Origin of the sequence: Flavobacterium difficile (assembly GCF_011392115.1) — a bacterium.
Classification (GTDB): Bacteria; Bacteroidota; Bacteroidia; order Flavobacteriales; family Flavobacteriaceae; genus Flavobacterium; species Flavobacterium difficile.
In genome coordinates this window covers 177395-195694 of record NZ_JAAJBT010000004.1, presented here as the reverse complement: position 1 = coordinate 195694, position 18300 = coordinate 177395, and the positions used below count along the sequence as shown (strand labels likewise).

Genomic DNA, 18300 nt, shown 5'->3' with positions numbered 1-18300 from the left:
GTGTAAAAATTAGTCATTTAAGAATTACTTTATTATTTTTGTCCCACTTTTAAACAAGATTAACTCATACTAAATTATGAACGTACACGAATATCAAGGTAAAGAAATATTAGCAAGCTATGGCGTGCGCATACAACGTGGTCATGTAGCAAACAATGCTGAAGAAGCTGTTGAAAAAGCAAAACAATTAACTGCTGAAACTGGTACAGGTTGGCATGTAATAAAAGCTCAAATTCACGCAGGTGGACGTGGAAAAGGTGGTGGAGTTAAATTAGCAAAAAATTTAGATCAGGTTAAAGAATTAGCGGGTCAAATTATTGGTATGGATTTAATTACGCCTCAAACGCCTCCAACTGGAAAAAGAGTTCATAAAGTTTTGGTTGCTGAAGATGTATATTACCCAGGTGAATCTGAAACAAAAGAATTTTATATGTCTGTTTTATTAAACAGAGGTAAAGGACGTAACATGATAATGTATTCTACTGAAGGTGGAATGGATATTGAAGAAGTTGCGGAACACACGCCACATTTAATTTTTACTGAAGAAATTGATCCTTCTGTTGGTTTACAAGGTTTTCAAGCAAGACAAATTGCTTTTAATTTAGGTTTATCAGGTGAAGCTTTCAAAGAAATGGTAAAGTTTGTAGATGCTTTATATAAAGCTTACATTGGTTCAGACGCTACTATGTTTGAAATTAACCCAGTTTTAAAAACGTCAGATAATAAAATTATTGCAGTTGATGCTAAAGTTGATTTAGACGATAATGCTTTATTCCGCCATAAAGATTTAGCTGAAATGCGTGATGTTCGTGAAGAAAATCCGATTGAAGTTGAAGCTAAAGAAGTAGGATTGAACTACGTAGATTTAGATGGAACAGTTGGATGTATGGTTAACGGTGCTGGTTTAGCAATGGCTACTATGGATTTAATTAAATACGCAGGTTTTGAACCAGCTAACTTCCTAGATGTTGGAGGAACTGCAGATGCTAAACGTGTAGAAACAGCTTTCCGTATTATCTTAAAAGATGAAAATGTAAAAGCGATCTTAATTAACATTTTTGGTGGAATTGTACGTTGCGATAGAGTTGCACAAGGTGTTGTAGACGCATACAAAAATATGGGTGATGCAATTAAAGTGCCAATCATTGTTCGTTTACAAGGAACAAATGCTGAGATTGCAAAAGAATTAATTGATAATTCTGGAATGCCAATTTTATCTGCTGTTCAGTTTCAAGAAGCGGCTGATCAAGTTAAAGCGGCTTTATCTTAATAAAAAAACAAAATATTTTTTATTTATTCAAATCCCGATGAAAGTCGGGATTTTTTTATTTTAAAAATAATGTAGATTTTCTACTTTTTTAGTTATATTTGACATTTCGGGGGATTAGCTCATTTGGCTAGAGCGCTACGCTGGCAGCGTAGAGGCGACCGGTTCGAATCCGGTATTCTCCACAATAATAGGTGTTTTAAAACCCTTCAAAAACACCTAAACCAAATAAGGCAAAATCGTATTTTACAGGATCATTTGCATCTAAAAGTCGTAAGTTGGTGTCTAATTCAAACAATGCTTTTGCGTCGTTTTGTTTTCGTGTTAAGAGATTTAACTTTCGCGCCACATTTCCAGAATGTACATCTAACGGACAAGATAAAGCTGAAGTTGGTATTGATTTCCAAATTCCTAAATCGACTCCATTTTTATCATCTCGAACCATCCATCTTAAAAACATGTTGATTCTCTTAGCCGCTGAACCATTTAAAGGATCGGAAATATGTTTTTGACTTCTTGGTTCATGTGGAATTTCAAAGAATGTTTTTTTAAATTCAGAAATACTTTTTTGTGTAGAATTTTTTTCAATATGTGTAGCAAAAACGCTTTCTAAATCAGTATGATTTTGATAGATATGTTGCAAACCTTTTATGAATGTTACTGCATCAGTAGCATTAAAAGTTCGATGTACAAAATTAGATAATTTTTCTAAATGAATTTCTTTATGATGCATTACGAAATCGAAAGGCGAATTTCCCATAATTTGCATGAGTTTATGCGAATTATTAATAATCATTTTTCTATTTCCCCATGCTATTGTTGCGGCTAAAAATCCAGCAATTTCAATATCTTCTTTCTGAGAATACAAATGTGGAATTTGAACAGGATCTGAATCAATAAAATTCTTATTGTTATATAAAATAACCTTTTCGTCTAAAAATTCTTTTAATTCTGATGGGTTCATTTGAAAATAAGTTGGTGAATTTTAGCCCCGATTACAGTGGCATCTCCCGATTTTTCTTCGGGAATATAACGGAAAGCGGGACGATAAGTGTACTGAAAAACGATTCGTCTGCTATTAATTTTGCAAAACACCATCAATCATTACTAACTTTCTATCTGCCATATTTGCCAATTCTTCGTTATGAGTAACAATAACGAAAGTTTGTCCAAATTCGTCTCGCAATTTAAAAAACAATTGGTGTAAATTTTCTGCAGTGGCATGATCTAAATTTCCAGAAGGTTCATCAGCAAAAATTACAGCAGGTTTATTAATTAAAGCTCTTGCGACTGCTACACGTTGTTGTTCACCACCAGAAAGTTCACTTGGTTTGTGATGAATTCTGTGTGATAATCCTAAATAATCTAACAATTTTTTGGCTTCAATTTCTACTTCTTTTTTAGGTTTGTTGGCAATAAAAGCAGGAATACAAACATTCTCTAACGCTGTAAATTCAGGTAATAATTGATGAAATTGAAAGATAAAACCTAAATTTAAATTTCTAAATTTAGACAAATCAGTATCTTTTAAATCAATTATAGAAGTGTCATTTATAACTAAAGAACTTGATAAATTATCTTTTTTATCTAATAAATCTAAAGTCCCTAAAATTTGTAATAAGGTGGTTTTTCCAGCACCAGAAGCTCCAACTATGGAAACAATTTCACCTTTATTGATTTGCAGACTTACATTTTTTAATACTTGTAAATCGCCATAATGTTTATTTATGTTTGTCGCTCGAATCATAACATCAATTTGTACAAAGAAACAAAGAAATAGTGAATATTAAAACCTTTGCTTTGCAAATGAAAGATAAATATTATAATTTTTTGTATCGAAATTGAAGATTTAATACAACTATTTATAAAATAAAAATGGATACTATATTTTATTCAATTTTATCAGCAAAAGTGGAATCGAATTCGTTACTATTAGTTAGAAAATCAATTAAATAAGAATTCGTGAATTCTTTGAAAGCTTATTGAGAATACACAAATCTAAAAGTAAAGTTAAATCGTATGTAAGTGAAAGAATATTAACTAAATTTGATAAAAAGTAATTATGAATTATATTGTTGTATTAAGTTCGTTTTTAAGTTTGTTTTCTTGCACTAACAAGGCGCAAACAACAGAAAAAAAATCGAATGTTAAATTAGAAAATCAAAAGGTAATTATGAATGATAGTGTACAAGTGGCAACGTTTGCCGGAGGTTGTTTTTGGTGTACAGAAGCGGTGTTTTTAGAAGTAAAAGGTGTAGAAAAAGTAGTTTCAGGATTTACGGGAGGATTTATTAAAAATCCAGCTTATCGTGAAGTATGTAACGGCACTACTGGTCATGCTGAAGGAATTCAAATTACTTTTAATCCAAAAGAAGTGGCTTATGAAGATTTATTAGAAATATTTTTTGCTACTCACGATCCAACTACTTTAAACAGACAAGGTGCAGATGTGGGTACACAATACAGAAGTGCGATTTTTTATCATTCGCCTGAGCAAAAGGAAAAAGCAGAAAAATATATTCAATTAATTGAACAAGAAAAATTATACGCAAATCCGATTGTGACACAAATTGAAGAAGCAAGTGTTTTTTATAATGCAGAAGATTATCATCAAAATTATTACAATCAGAATAAAGAGCAAGGGTATTGTCAGTATGTAATTGCTCCGAAATTGGATAAATTGAGAAAATATTATAAGAGTAAGTTGAAATAGATTCTCTTTTTTTGTTGTAAAATGTATGTTGTATGTTGAAGTTCAGTTTACAACATACATTTTTCATTTTACAGAAATACTGGCATTTAATTTGTATATTAGTATTTCAAATATTAAAATACAAATAAATGAATCAAGAGCCGCAACCAACTGTTGTTAAGAAAAGTGATAAAAAAACCAAACTGATTTTAAGTCTTATTTTCGATGGAATTGGAATGCTTTCTTACGTTGCTCCAATTTTTGGTGAAATTACAGATACATTTTGGGCACCAATTTCAGGATTACTTTTAGTTTTGATGTATAAAGGAACAGCTGGAAAAATAGCAGGTTTATTCGGAACTATAGAAGAATTATTTCCATTAACAGATATCATCCCAACTTTTACAATAACTTGGTTTTATACTTATGTTATTAAAAGAGAAGAATAAATAGAAAATCCCGTCAGTTAGTCAACTATACGGGATTTTTATTTTAGTTTAAACTTCAAAAATTTAGTTTTGGTAAACTTTTAAAGCTTCTTTTAATATTTCTACCGATTTAATTAAATCTGCTTTTTTTAGTACATAAGCAATTCTGATTTCATCTAAACCAATACCTGGAGTAGAGTAGAAGCCAGCTGCTGGAGCAACCATAACTGTTTCTCCATTAAAATCGAATTTCTCTAACAACCACTGTGCAAAATCATCTGCGTTTTTTACGGGTAATTTGGCAATACAATAAAAAGCACCTTTTGGTTTGGCGATAGTAACTCCTTCAATTCTTTCCATTTCTTCCACTAATGTGTTTCTACGGTCAACATATTCAGTAATTACTTCATCAAAATAACTTTGTGGTGTATCTAAAGCGGCTTCACTGGCTACTTGCGCATAAGTTGGTGGACTTAATCGAGCTTGAGCGAATTTCATAGCAGTTGCCATAAATTCAGCATTTTTAGAAACTACACATCCAATTCTTGCACCACACATGCTGAATCTTTTCGAAACTGAATCAATCATAATAGCATGTTGTTCTAAACCAGGCACATTTAAAACCGAATAATGTTTTAATCCGTCGTATGCAAATTCTCTGTATACTTCATCAGCAATTAAAAACAAATCGTGTTTTTTTACAATTTCAGCTAATTTATTGATTTCAGCTTCAGAATATAAATATCCAGTTGGATTACCTGGATTGCATATCATGATAGCTTTGGTTTTTGGTGTAATTAATTTTTCAAAAGCTTCGATTGGAGGCAATGCAAAACCAGTTTCAATTCCGGAAATTACTGGAACCACTTTAACTCCACTTGCTGTTGCAAAACCATTATAATTTGCGTAAAATGGTTCAGGAATAATAACTTCATCCCCATTATCTAAAGTTGAACCTAATGCGAATAATAATGCTTCAGAACCACCGGTAGTAATAATAATATCTTTAGTGTCAACCGGTAAGCCTTGATTTTTGTAATAAGTGGAAAGTTTGTTTCTATAACTTTCAAATCCAGCACTATGACTGTATTCTAAAACCTTAATATCGAAATCTTTTACTGCTTGTAAAGCCACTTCAGGCGTTTTAATATCAGGTTGTCCAATGTTTAAGTGATAGACTTTTGTACCACGTTTTTTTGCTCCTTCAGCATAAGGAACTAATTTTCTAATTGGCGACTCGGGCATTTGAATCCCTTTATTTGAAATTTTTGGCATGACTTAAAATTTAGCATTGCAAAAGTGCAAAAAAAAATAGGATTTTTTCAAATTAACGTGTTAAAAAATAAAAGTAGATAATAAAATTCGTACATTTATATAAAACTTTATTAGTTATGAATCACTTTTTAAGATATTTACTTCTTTTGTTTATATGTTCTAATGCATTTTCACAGAATATCTGGGAATTTCCATCAAGAAAAAATAAAATTATTATCCCTTTTCAATTGCTAAATAACAGCATTATTTTACAACCAAAAGTCAATAATGTGCCATTAAATTTGATATTAGATACAGGATCTGCATACAACATACTTTTTGCTTTTCCACAAAAAGACAGTATTGCATTCTACAATACTTCAAAAATTAAAATTACAGGTCCAGGAATGGAAGAACCTATAGATGCTTATATTTCCAAAGAAAATAAAATAGAATTTAAAAACATAGCTTCTAAAAAATTGGATGTAATTTTATTGTTAGAAGACGAGTATAATTTTACAAAATCTATTGAAATACCAGTACATGGAATTTTAGGTGCCGATTTTTTTATGGACAATAAAGTGGAAATACAATATGATGCGAAACGGATTATTGTATATAAAAAAGAGACCAATAGATACAATAAAAGGTTGCGAAATTTTAAGAGGTTACCATTTGTGATTAAAGAAAAAAAACCATACATACCTGTAACAATTACAATTGATGAACAAAAAACCAAAGATTTAGAACTTTTAGTAGATACAGGATTATCTGATGGATTATGGGTTTTTGAAAAAGAATTAGATATTAAAAATAAAAAAAGTATTACAGATTATTTTGGTGCCGGTATTGGAGGTAATGTGTATGGTAAAAGAGTTAGATTTAAAACGATAAGTTTTTCAGATTTTCAATTTAAAGACCCAATTGTTTCTGTTCCTGATACCATTTCTTTTTTGAAAAAAAACATCTTAAATGAACGGGGTGGTTCTATTGGTGGTGAGGTATTAAAACGATTTAATATTCTTTTAGATTATAAAAATCAAACTATGTATTTAAATGAAAATAATAACTATAATGATAAATTTTACTACAATATTGCTGGCTTTGATGTCAAACATAGCGGTATCGATATTATTGATGAAAAAATTAGCGACAGAAATACATCTTCCCCGAAGAAAACCATTAATTTAGCTGATATTCCATCAAATAATATCAGTTTCAAATATATTGTTAAACCCGGAATTGAAATATCATACATAAGAAAAAATTCTCTAGCTGATAAAGCAGGACTAAAAGAAAAAGATAAAATAGTTTCAATTAATGGGAAAAAAGCATATGAATTCAAATTAAAAGAAATTATTGAAATTCTCCATAAAAATACAGATGAGGATATAATTGTTGAAGTAGAACGCAATGGAAAAAAAATAATTTTCACGTTATTTTTAAAACAAGAAATATAAATTAATTTTTGAAAATAGTAATATAGTTTGTAGTTGTAGTAAAAAGATTTCTTTTCAATAAAAATCAAACCAAATGGAATATATTTTTAATATAACTTTATAGATTTCATCAATAAATAAAACTGAAATTAACTGAAATAATGTTTATTTTTGTTTAAACTATTTGCTATGATTAAAAACTATAAATACCTGAGTCCTTTTAAAATTTTAATATCTTTTCATAAATTGATTGAAGGCTTACAGCAAATAGCTTTATCAGATATTGATTACAGATCTAATTATGCTAAAGGTTTATTAAGTCAAATTGAAGATAAACCAGAATTTGTGAATGGTATTGAGAACCTAAAATTTATAGATGATAATCAAGAATTGATTCAATATCTCTTGGCAGATTTATTTCCTACAGCATTAACTGATAATGAAATTAAAGCAGTTACACTTCCTTTTTACGATATTACATTTAATTATTCTGAACGTTTTAAAAAAATATTAAAAAATGTAGATATTTCCATAGATATGAACATCAGAGATATGGATGAACATCAGTTTTATGTGATGAGTTGCACCCTTATTTTAAATGCTTATTATCATCAAAATTTAGATTTTGGTAAACCCTTATTTTACGATATTCCTGATAGTAACGGTATTCATAAACATTACAGAATTTTATATAATGCCGATTTTCTAGAAATACTACCAACCGAAAATACAAAGTTTTTAAATCAGTCAGAAATAAATGAATTAATTGATAATTACGATAATCTGGATTTATGGAAGAAAGCTTTTCCCGAGAATTCATGGATTTTAAAAGGTTTTGCTATTGTTTCTTTAGTGGATGTTACGACTGAAAGTGCAGTTTCTAACTTAAAATCTAATTTACTAAAATCAGACATTGATAAATCTAAATTGAATGAAAGTTTCGAATCTATTTTTAGATCAGTGTTTAAAATTCCCGATTTAAAAATAGGTTTTACTTTTTATGAAGAAGAAGAAGATTTGTTTATGAAACCGCCTTTTAGCGATGAAAATTTAAAGAGCTTTATCCTTTTAAATGAAAAAGAAGCGGATTGTAAGAATGCGCTTTGCGGTTGTTCTTATGAGAGTTTAATTGAAAATAATCAATCATATATTATTCCAAATGTGGCCGAGTTTGCCAAAAATGAAAAGAAAAATCGATTTGCGAATCATTTATTAAATCAAGGTATTCAAAGTTTTTTATTAGCTCCTGTTATAAAAGATGAGAAGTTGTTAGGATTACTAGAATTGGCTTCACCAACACCTAGAGCTTTAAATTCCGTTAATGCAAATAAATTAGAATTAATTCTTCCATATTTAACAGATACAATTGAAAAGAATAATAATGATATGATCAACCAATTGGAAGCTATTATTCAGAAAGAGTATACTTCCATTCATCCAAGTGTGTATTGGAAATTTAAAAAAGAAGCTAAAAATTTCTTTTATTCAAATACTACTGCTGAAGAATATCATTTTAAAGAGATTGTATTTAAAGAGGTGTATCCATTATATGGTCAAATTGACATTAAAGGTTCTTCAGAAAATAGAAATTCAGCCGTAGTGAATGATTTAAGAGCACAAATCAATGAAATTATAGAAATTTTAGATCTTCTAAATACAGATAAAAAAATTAGTGTGATTGCTCAAAAAAAGTTTGAATTGGAAAGTTTTTTAAGCGATTTGAAAGAGCCATTTCAAAATAACTTGGAACAAAGTATTCACCATTATATAGACTCTGAAATTCATTCTTTTCTAAAAAATACGACATCAAATAAAAATACAGAAAAGCTAATAAGTAGCTATTTTGATAAAATTGATCCGAAAACTGGAATGTTTTACCAAACTCGAAAAGATTTTGATGAAACCATCATGAGTATCAATAAAAAAATGGCTAATATTTTAGATTTAAAACAACAACAAGCGCAAGAAATATTTCCCCACTATTATGAACGTTTTAAAACGGATGGGGTAGAACACAACTTGTATATTGGTGCATCAATAGAACCTAATAAAAACTTCAACGAAATGTATCTACAAAATCTTCGTTTGTGGCAATTAGAAACGCTTTGTGAAATGGAACAAGAACACCATAAGTTGAAAGCAACTTTACCTTATGCTCTTGATGTGACTTCGTTAATTTTAGCGTTTAGTTCACCCATTTCAATTCGATTCAGAATGGATGAAAAACGATTTGATGTTGATGGTTCCTATAATGCACGTTATGAAGTAGTTAAAAAAAGAATTGATAAAGCTTTTGTGAAAAATTCAAACGAAAGAATTACTCAAAAAGAAAAGATTACGATTGTATATTCGAGTTCAGTTGAAGAAAAAGAATACACCAAATATATCAAATATTTACAGCATAAAGGTTTACTTGAAAAGGAAATTGAAAAATTAGAAGTTGAAGATTTACAAGCGGTTTCCGGATTAAAAGCCTTACGTGTAAAAGTAAAACATAATGATAATTCAATTCTCATAGAGGCGGAAGAATTTATTTCTAAATTATTTGAAGAAAAATTAGAAGCTATATTTTCGTATCATAATTTTGAACATACAAAAAATGTGGTTTCCGGAATCATAACATTATGTCAAGCAGAAAAAATAGATATTGAAACTACAAACACTTTAGTTTTAGCTGGTTGGTTTCATGATGCAGGTTATATAAAGGGTTGCCTTAATCACGAAGTTCTAAGTGTTGAAATTGCTCTAGATTTTCTTAAAAGTAAACAAATTAGTGTCGACATTCAAGAACAAGTTGCCGATTTAATTCTAGCAACTACTTTTAATCATGATCCAAAAAATAAGCTTGAAAAAATCATAAAAGATGCTGATAATGTACATTTAGCTAACGAAAATTATCTCAATACTCTAGAAAATTTAAGAGAAGAATGGGAACTTTCTGTAGATAAAAAGTATTGCAATACTGATTGGTTTGTTTTAAATATCGATTTTTTAAAAAATCATAAATATCATACACAATATGCACAAAAAGAATGGCAAAAACTAAAAGAAGAAAATTTAAAAAGAATTGAAGAAAAACTACAAAACCAACTATAACATGAAAGAAATTAGTTCAAATGAAAATGAGAAATTATCTTCTGCTCTAAAAGAAAAAGTTAAAAAGCAAAAAAAACCAAAACCAGAAAGAGGTATTGATACGATGTTCAGAACAACTTTGAACAACCATAACAATTTGAGTGGTTTAGTGGATAATAAAGCCAATATTTTGTTGTCTGTAAATGCCATAATTATTTCTGTTTCTTTAACCACGATCATCCCAAAATTAGATAATCCTTCAAATGCACATTTAATTACACCAACTTTAATTTTAGTGCTATCGAGCGTAATTGCGATAACTTTTGCCATTTTAGCGACAAGACCAACTGTTACAAAGGGGAGTTTTACTAGAAATGAAGTAAATGACAAAAATGTAAATCTTTTATTTTTCGGAAATTTTTATAAAATGTCTTATGACGATTACAATTGGGCCATGAATGAATTAATGAAAGATAAGGAATATTTGTATAATTCTATGATAAAGGATTTATACCATTTGGGAATTGTCTTAGAAAAAAAATACAGCTTACTCCGAATTGCATACACCATTTTTATGTTCGGAATTATACTTTCAGTTATAGCTTTTGTAATAGCTTTTAAATTTAGATAGATATATGAAAAGAAGGCTGTTTTTTTTCTTGCCGATATTCATTTTAGTTCAATCATGTGCAACATATCACGCGCAGTATAATTCTAAAATAAAAAGTGATTTTTTTCCTAATGAAACAAAAGTTACTCACACTTTTATTTTGGTTGGTGATGCAGGTAATGGTGTGTTTAAGGATACAATCGATTACTCAAATTCATTAATTAATAATCTTAAAAACGCAAGTAAAAACAGTACGCTACTTTTCTTAGGAGATAATATTTATCCAGCCGGAATGCCTAAAGAAAAAGATAATGGACATGATGATGCTGTAAAAAAACTGCAAGAACAAATTGATATTGCAAAGGGATTCAAAGGGAAAACTATTTTTATTCCAGGTAATCACGACTGGTATCACGAGGGTAACGAAGGTTTAAAAAGACAAGAAGAAATCGTTGTAAACCAACTTGGGAAAAAATCATTCTTACCTCAAGAGGGTTGCCCAATTGAAAGCATAGATATTTCAGAAGATATTACATTAATTATTGTCGATTCGCAATGGTACATTACCAATTGGGACAATCATCCAACCATAAATGAAAATTGCGACATCAAAACTAGAAGTCAATTTTTAGATGAATTTCGAAGTGAAATCAAAAAAGCTCGTGGTAAAACTACAATAGTTGCCATTCATCATCCGATGTTTTCCAATGGACCACATGGTGGAAAATATTCGTTTAAAAGTCACTTAAGTCCAATTCCAATCTTAGGAACTTTGAAAAATTGGCTTCGTAAAACAAGTGGAGTAAGTAATGCAGATTTACAAAATGTTCATTATAACGAATTAAAAAAGAATCTTACTGCTGCCGCCCAACAAAATGAGAATGTGATTTTTGTTTCTGGTCACGATCATAGTTTGCAGTACCTAGTAAAAAATGATATTCCTCAAATCATTAGTGGTTCGGGTTCAAAAATAGAACCTGTGAAAAATTCTGATGGAGGAATTTATGCACACGCCACTAATGGATATGCTATATTAGAAGTTTTTGAAAATGGCGGAGCAAATGTAAAATTCATTAACGCAAGAAATGATAAGGTTGAATTTCAAACAACTGTAATTCAACCTAAGGAATCAATTAATCAAAAAGTATTCTTAGAAAAATTTCCAGATTCTATCAAAGCACGTATTTACTCTGAAGCAGAAACCTCAAAAAGTAAAACCTATAATTTCTTTTGGGGTAAAAGATATAGAGAAGAATATAGCAAGGAAATAACAGCTAAAGTCGTTTCATTAGATACTCTTTTTGGTGGATTAAAACCACTACGAAAAGGCGGTGGAACTCAATCAAGAACGTTGCGATTAAAAGCTAAAGATGGAAAACAATATGTAATGCGAGCTATGAAAAAAAGTGCGTCGCAATACATTCAAGCTTCTATGTTTAAAAGTCAGTATGTTCAAAAACAATTTGAGAATACAGCTTCTGAAGATTTAGTGAAAGATGTTTTCACTGGTGCATATCCTTACGCACCTTTTATTGTTGGAAAATTAGCAAACGCTATTCAAATCAATTCTTTAAATTCGAAATTGTATTATATTCCAAAACAAAATGCGTTGGGTGAATTTAATTCTGAATTTGGTAACGAGTTATATCTTTTCGAAGAACATCCAGCAGATGGAAATTTAATTCTTGAAGATAAAAATTTCACAGGAAATATTTATAGTACTTATGACGTTTTTGAAAAAATTCAAGCAGATCAAAATCAGATTGTAGATGAAAAAGAATATATAAAAGCCAGATTATTCGATATGTTAATTGGCGATTGGGACAGGCATCAAGACCAATGGAGATGGTTAGAATTTAAAGAAAATGACAAAACAGTTTTCAAACCTCTGCCAAGAGATCGAGATCAGTCTTTTTCCATTATGTCTGACGGTTTTGTTCTTGGAGCAGCGGTTAAATTAATTCCAATGGCCAAAATCTTAAGAAAGTACAGCGAAGATTTAGAAGATGTAAAAGGCTTTAATTTAGAACCTTTCCCATTAGATAAAGCTTTTATCAGGCATTTAAATGAAGCAGATTGGAAAGCTCAAGTCGCTTACATTCAGAAAAATATTACCGATGCAGTTATTGATGAAGCATTTGCAACTCTTCCTTCAGAATTAAATAGCCAAACGATTAATGAAATTAAGTCTACTTTAAAAAAACGAAAAAATAATTTACAAAAAATCGCAAGTCGTTATTTTGATTTAGTAAGCAAATATGCGGTAATAACAGGTACAAACAAGAAAGATTACTTTACAATTACTGCTTTAGATAATGATAGACTTGAAGTTACGATTCAACGAAAGAAAAAAGAGTCGACTTCCGAACCGTATTTTAAAGCCATTTATAAAGCTGATACCACTAAAGAAATTTGGATTTATGGTTTAGATGACGACGATACATTTGATGTTAATGGTGAAAATAATACCATAAAAATTAGAATTATTGGCGGACAAAACAATGATAATTATATTGTTTCAAATGGAAAAAAAGTTATTATTTACGATCATAAATCTAAAAAAAATGATGTGTCAAAAGCTAAAAATGCAAGAGTAAAACTTGATGATAGTTATGAGGTTAATACATATGATTTCAAAAAAGTTAAAAAATATCAAAATCAATTTATTCCTGTTTTAGGCGCCAATCCAGATGACGGATTTAAATTTGGATTCAATAATACTTTTACGTCTTATGGTTTTGAAAGAAATCCATTCACTAGTCAGCATCAATTAAAAACGGCCTATTATTTTGCAACAAGTGGTTATGAAGTCAATTATAGATTTGAAATTGCAAATCTGACTAAAAATGTAAATTTAGAATTGAATGCGGCTATGCAAAGTCCAAATTTCACGATTAACTTTTTTGGTTATGGTAACGAAACCTTAAACTTTGATGCCAATTTTGAACTAAATTATAACCGAGTAAAAGTGCGTAGTTTTAATTTTAATCCCAAATTAAAATGGGCGAACAAATCTGGTGCCAGTTTAAGTTTGGGAGCTAGTTATGAAAATATTGAAGTGCATAAATCTCCAAATAGATTTGTTGAAAATAATCTAGAATTACCCAATTATGTTTTTGATGAGGTACAATTTTTAGGAACTCACTTATCTTTCAATTTTGAAAATTATGACAACAAAGCCTATCCAACAATGGGAATGAAAACCGAGATTTCTGTTGGACAAAAAACGAATTTAGACACCAATAAAAGAAGTTTCAGTTACATTATTCCAGAAGTAAGCTTCAATCATAAAATTGATGGTGAAGGAAGATGGGTTTTTGCTACAAAATTTAAAAGTCACATCAATTTTGGAAGTGAATTTGAGTTTTATCAAGCCGCTTCAATCGGGGGAACAGATGGTTTGAGAGGATTTAGAAACCAACGATTTACTGGAAATCAATCATTTTATCAAAATTCTGATATCAGGTATAGTTTCAGTTCCATGAAAACAAAATTAATCCCAATTAGAATCGGAATTTATTCAGGATTTGATTATGGTAGAATTTGGTTGGATAACGAAGAATCAAAAAAATGGCATAACTCTTATGGTGGTGGATTTTTTATTAATGGTGCAGAATTATTATCAGCAAATTTAGGATGGTTCAACTCTTCTGACGGAATCAGAGTAGCATTTTCATTAGGATTTCAATTTTAAAATTATGAAAAATACAATAAAAACACTTTTAGCAGTTGCATGCATTTCTTTACTTTCATGTGAAAATAAAAGCGAAACTTCAGAGTTAAAACAAATTACTGATTTACCAAAAACACTTAAAGAAATTTCAGGAGTAGCTTTTTCAAACAATCTAATTTATTCCATTGAAGATAGTGGCAATGAAAACGAAGTAACTGTACTAGATACTTTAGGAACAATTACTAAAACAATTGTAGTCAATGCTGTTGAAAATATCGATTGGGAAGACTTAACATTTGATAAAAAAGACAACTTATATATTGGTGATTTTGGAAACAATGATAATGATAGAAAAGATTTGGCCATTTATAAAATCAACCAATCTGATTTAAAAAAAGAGAGTGTTGATGTAGCTTATAAAGTTACATTTGATTATCCAGAACAAACCGATTTTCCTCCAAAAAAGAAAGATTTATTATTTGATGTAGAAGGTTTTTTTGAATATGAAAATCATTTCTATTTGTTTACCAAAAATAGGAGTAAAGGATTTGACGGAACAAGTTACATTTATAAGGTTCCAAACCAAGCAGGACATCATAAAGCGCAATTAATAAAAAAAATTATAACTTGTAGTGATTATCATAATTGTGCTATTACAAGTGCTGCTATAAGTCCTGATGGATTAAAATTTGTATTGCTTTCTCATTCTAAGTTGTGGCTTTTTGAAAACTATTCAAAAGATGATATTACAAATGGTAAAATGACCGAATTAAATTTAAATCATTATTCTCAAAAAGAGGCGGTTTGTTTTAAAAATAATGAAGAATTATTCATTGCGGATGAAAAAGTAAAAAAAACAGGTGGAAATTTATTTCAAGTTAGTCTCGAATCTTTAAAATAGGTAAAGGAAAATCAGACTATTATATATTAATTTCTTGGTTACACTTTAATAATTGTTTTTTAAATGAAACTTGTTGAGTCGAAATCTAAATAAAAGAATTGAGGTTACTTTTCTAATATTCGATGAGAATCAGAAATCAATACTATCATTTAAATACAATTAGAAGATAAATAGTTATGTTCAGTTAAATGTTTGATTGTTTTATTTTTTTTTTTTAAAATATAGTTTTCTTATCATCTATGAATCAATTAAATTAGATAAAAAATTAATTTAAGTCTTATCTGACCATGTTCTAAAAAGATAAAATTCTATATTTTAAGCAATAAAAAACCCTAACATTCTGATTGTAAGAAGTTAGGGTTTATTTGTAGCGAAAACGGGAGTTGAACCCGTGACCTCAGGGTTATGAATCCTGCGCTCTAACCAACTGAGCTATCTCGCCATTAATTAGTTTTGCATCTCTCAATGCGGGTGCAAATATATAAATAAATACTTTTATTCCAAAAATTATTTACAAATTTTATTATTAAAATTTCATTATAAAAAAATCCAATAAAATATAGTTGTGGTATCGTTTTTTTTTATATTTTGCTAAAAATTTACAAAAACAACTATGAAGCCAAAAGTTAAGTATGAACTAGAGTTTCCCATTCACTCTTCGCCACAATTATTGTATCAATATATAATTACTCCATCTGGATTATCAGAATGGTTTGCAGATAATGTAAATTCTCGTGGAGAGTTTTACACATTTATTTGGGACGATTCTGAAGAAAATGCTAAGTTAGCATCAAAAAAATCAGGTGAAAAAGTTAAATTCAAATGGTTAGATGAAAATAATAAAGAAACAGAATATTTCTTTGAACTAAAAATTCAAGTTGATGAAATTACCAATGACGTTTCTTTGATTGTAGTTGATTTTTCTGAGGAAGAAGAACTACTAGAAAATAAATTATTGTGGGAAAGTTTAGTTTCCGATTTAAAACACGTAATTGGTTCGGTTTAATTTCAATAAATAAGTATATTTGCTCCCGCAACAAAAGGCAGGAGCATTTTTTATGATTAATTTCAACGGAAACATACAAGAAACTAGCAACTCGGCTATAGAAAACAACAGAGGATTTCTTTTTGGTGATGCCATTTTTGAAACTATCAAAGTAAATGGAACTAAAATTTTATTTTTAGAAGAACATTATTTACGATTAATGGCTTCCATGAGAATTTGTAGAATGGAAATTCCTATGAATTTCACCATGGAATTTATGGAAGAAGAAATTCTTAAGTTAATTGATGTGCAAACTCATAAACTGAGTAATAGAATTCGTTTTTCTGTGTTTAGAAATGCTGATGGGTTTTATAATCCAACTTCTAATGATGTACAGTTTGTAATTACTTGTTCTGAATTAGCTTCCGAAAATTATGTGCTATTACCTTTAAACTATGAAGTGGAATTGTTTAAAGATTTCCATGTTTCAAAACATTTATTATCGACATTAAAAACCAATAACAAGATGTTAAATGTTGTTGCAAGTGTTTTTGCAAAAGAAAATGGCTTTGACAATTGTCTTATAATTAATGAAGAAAAAAATGTAGTGGAAGCCATTAATGGCAATATTTTCATGAAAATGGGTAATCAATTAATTACACCACCAATTTCTGATGGTTGTTTGAACGGAATAATGCGCAAGCAAATTATTGCTCTTGCCACCAAAATAGAAAACATAGAAATGATTGAAAAAAGCATTTCACCATTCGATTTACAAAAAGCAGATGAATTGTTTCTTTCAAATGTAATTACAGGGATTCAGTCGATTACAAAATATAGAAAAAAAGAATTTACTTCAGATTTAACTAAAGAAATAATAGAATTATTAAACAACACAATTAATTGAGCGTAGGATTTTCTGGTGAATTAGAAAAATAAATGTATTCACCACCAATTTCGTTCAGTTTTTCTTTCCAAAAATTTTGGCTGTTTTTGGCTATGATTTTGTTTTTTAATTCATTTTCAACAATTATCCATGAATTATCTTCTAATTCTTCCTCTAACTGATTGGTATCCCAACCACTATATCCAAGGAAAAAACGAATGTTTTCTTTAGAAATTTTTCCTTCGTTGATTAAATTTTTAGTACTTTCAAAATCACCACCCCAGTATAAACCATAAGATATTTCTACACTTTCCGGTATTAATTCTGGAACGTTATGTAAAAAATACAAGTTATCTTGTTCAACTGGTCCGCCATTATATACCATAAAGTTGGCATCAATTTCTGGGATTAAGTCATTGATAGAATAGGATAGTGGTTTGTTTAATATAAACCCTACACTTCCGTCTTTTGTATGTTCTGTTAACAAGATTACAGATCTGTTAAAAGACATGTCATTTAGTATGGTTGGTTCTGCAACGAGTAAACAACCTTTTTTAGGTAACATTGAAATCATAGGCCAACTAATTTTTTAATGAATATAAAAAAAATAATTTTATTGAACAAATAAAATCGTTAAAAAGATTGTGTTTTGTTAAATTGAACTATATAATCCCAAAAAAAAAGCCCCTTACTTGAAGAGGCTTTTATAATAAATCAAATATATATTATTTGTTTACAGCTCCGTCTAATTCAGCACCAGCTTTAAATTTTACTACATTTTTAGCAGCAATTTTGATTGTTTTTCCAGTTTGAGGGTTTCTTCCATCTCTAGCCGCTCTTTTTGAAATTGACCATGATCCGAAACCTACTAAAGAAACTCTTCCACCTTTTTGTAATGTACCTTCAACACTTCCTAAAAATGATTCTAAAGCTAATTTTGCTGCTGCTTTTGTAATTCCAGCAGAAGCTGCCATTGCATCGATTAATTCTGATTTGTTCATAATTGTTAGTTATTTAATTGATTAAACATAATTTTCATCTACAAATTTATACGTATGACTGAACTGTGCAAGTTTTTCCTAGTATTTTC

Annotated in this window: 15 protein-coding genes and 2 tRNA genes; 11 read left to right on the top strand and 6 right to left on the bottom strand. The window is 29.4% G+C overall.

Annotated elements, in window-relative coordinates; genetic code table 11:
• The first annotated feature begins 76 nt into the window (after positions 1 to 76).
• On the top strand, positions 77 to 1270 hold the full coding sequence (gene sucC, locus G4D72_RS08525) for an ADP-forming succinate--CoA ligase subunit beta (RefSeq protein ID WP_166077248.1): 1194 nt from the start codon (positions 77 to 79) through the stop codon (positions 1268 to 1270).
• Between the two features lie 108 nt (positions 1271 to 1378).
• Positions 1379 to 1452, top strand: a tRNA-Ala gene (locus G4D72_RS08520).
• A 14-nt stretch (positions 1453 to 1466) separates the two neighbouring features.
• On the opposite strand, the gene G4D72_RS08515 is transcribed toward G4D72_RS08520, so the two are convergent.
• Positions 1467 to 2231, bottom strand: a complete 765-nt coding sequence (locus G4D72_RS08515) for a TIGR02757 family protein (RefSeq protein ID WP_166077247.1) — start codon at positions 2229 to 2231, stop codon at positions 1467 to 1469.
• Positions 2232 to 2345: 114 nt separating this feature from the next.
• Positions 2346 to 3014, bottom strand: a complete 669-nt coding sequence (locus tag G4D72_RS08510; protein WP_166077246.1) for an ABC transporter ATP-binding protein — start codon at positions 3012 to 3014, stop codon at positions 2346 to 2348.
• Positions 3015 to 3329: 315 nt separating this feature from the next.
• Between G4D72_RS08510 and msrA the strand changes: the two genes are divergently transcribed.
• Both msrA and G4D72_RS08500 read left to right on the top strand, forming a co-directional pair.
• A complete protein-coding gene (gene msrA, locus G4D72_RS08505) occupies positions 3330 to 3980 on the top strand; it encodes a peptide-methionine (S)-S-oxide reductase MsrA (RefSeq protein ID WP_166077244.1) in 651 nt (216 codons plus the stop codon).
• 128 nt (positions 3981 to 4108) lie between these two features.
• Entirely contained in the window at positions 4109 to 4408 is a 300-nt protein-coding gene (locus G4D72_RS08500) for a hypothetical protein (RefSeq protein ID WP_166077243.1), read from the top strand.
• 63 nt (positions 4409 to 4471) lie between these two features.
• Here G4D72_RS08500 and G4D72_RS08495 read toward each other — a convergent pair whose 3' ends face one another.
• The gene (locus tag G4D72_RS08495) at positions 4472 to 5662 is read right to left on the bottom strand and encodes a pyridoxal phosphate-dependent aminotransferase (RefSeq protein ID WP_166077242.1); all 1191 of its coding nucleotides are present in this window, start codon (positions 5660 to 5662) and stop codon (positions 4472 to 4474) included.
• Between the two features lie 116 nt (positions 5663 to 5778).
• On the opposite strand from G4D72_RS08495, the gene G4D72_RS08490 reads away from it, so the two are divergent.
• From G4D72_RS08490 to G4D72_RS08470, 5 genes are all read left to right on the top strand, one after another.
• Positions 5779 to 7101 (top strand): PDZ domain-containing protein, encoded by a 1323-nt coding sequence (locus tag G4D72_RS08490; RefSeq protein WP_166077241.1) that lies wholly within the window; start codon positions 5779 to 5781, stop codon positions 7099 to 7101.
• A 168-nt stretch (positions 7102 to 7269) separates the two neighbouring features.
• Positions 7270 to 10176 carry an HD domain-containing protein gene (locus G4D72_RS08485; RefSeq protein WP_166077240.1) on the top strand — a complete coding sequence of 969 codons (2907 nt, stop codon included), beginning with the start codon at positions 7270 to 7272 and terminating at the stop codon, positions 10174 to 10176.
• 1 nt (position 10177) lies between these two features.
• A complete protein-coding gene (locus tag G4D72_RS08480; RefSeq protein ID WP_166077239.1) occupies positions 10178 to 10786 on the top strand; it encodes a Pycsar system effector family protein in 609 nt (202 codons plus the stop codon).
• Positions 10787 to 10790: 4 nt separating this feature from the next.
• Complete coding sequence (locus G4D72_RS08475) at positions 10791 to 14459, top strand: metallophosphoesterase (RefSeq protein ID WP_166077238.1); 3669 nt, start codon at positions 10791 to 10793, stop codon at positions 14457 to 14459.
• Between the two features lie 4 nt (positions 14460 to 14463).
• A complete protein-coding gene (locus G4D72_RS08470) occupies positions 14464 to 15339 on the top strand; it encodes an NHL repeat-containing protein (RefSeq protein WP_207784888.1) in 876 nt (291 codons plus the stop codon).
• A gap of 368 nt (positions 15340 to 15707) precedes the next feature.
• Here the strand turns inward: G4D72_RS08470 and G4D72_RS08465 are convergent.
• A tRNA-Met gene (locus G4D72_RS08465) sits at positions 15708 to 15781 on the bottom strand.
• Between the two features lie 171 nt (positions 15782 to 15952).
• Here G4D72_RS08465 and G4D72_RS08460 point away from each other — a divergent pair.
• Both G4D72_RS08460 and G4D72_RS08455 read left to right on the top strand, forming a co-directional pair.
• Positions 15953 to 16345: an START-like domain-containing protein gene (locus G4D72_RS08460; RefSeq protein ID WP_166077237.1), complete on the top strand. Its 393-nt coding sequence runs from the start codon at positions 15953 to 15955 to the stop codon at positions 16343 to 16345.
• 52 nt (positions 16346 to 16397) lie between these two features.
• Positions 16398 to 17231, top strand: a complete 834-nt coding sequence (locus G4D72_RS08455) for an aminotransferase class IV (protein ID WP_166077236.1) — start codon at positions 16398 to 16400, stop codon at positions 17229 to 17231.
• Here G4D72_RS08455 and G4D72_RS08450 read toward each other — a convergent pair.
• Both G4D72_RS08450 and G4D72_RS08445 read right to left on the bottom strand, forming a co-directional pair.
• Positions 17224 to 17784, bottom strand: a complete 561-nt coding sequence (locus G4D72_RS08450) for a YqgE/AlgH family protein (RefSeq protein WP_166077235.1) — start codon at positions 17782 to 17784, stop codon at positions 17224 to 17226. The two genes, G4D72_RS08455 and G4D72_RS08450, sit on opposite strands and share 8 nt — an antisense overlap.
• Before the next feature lie 151 nt (positions 17785 to 17935).
• Complete coding sequence (locus tag G4D72_RS08445; RefSeq protein WP_166077234.1) at positions 17936 to 18211, bottom strand: HU family DNA-binding protein; 276 nt, start codon at positions 18209 to 18211, stop codon at positions 17936 to 17938.
• Positions 18212 to 18300 lie beyond the last annotated feature (89 nt).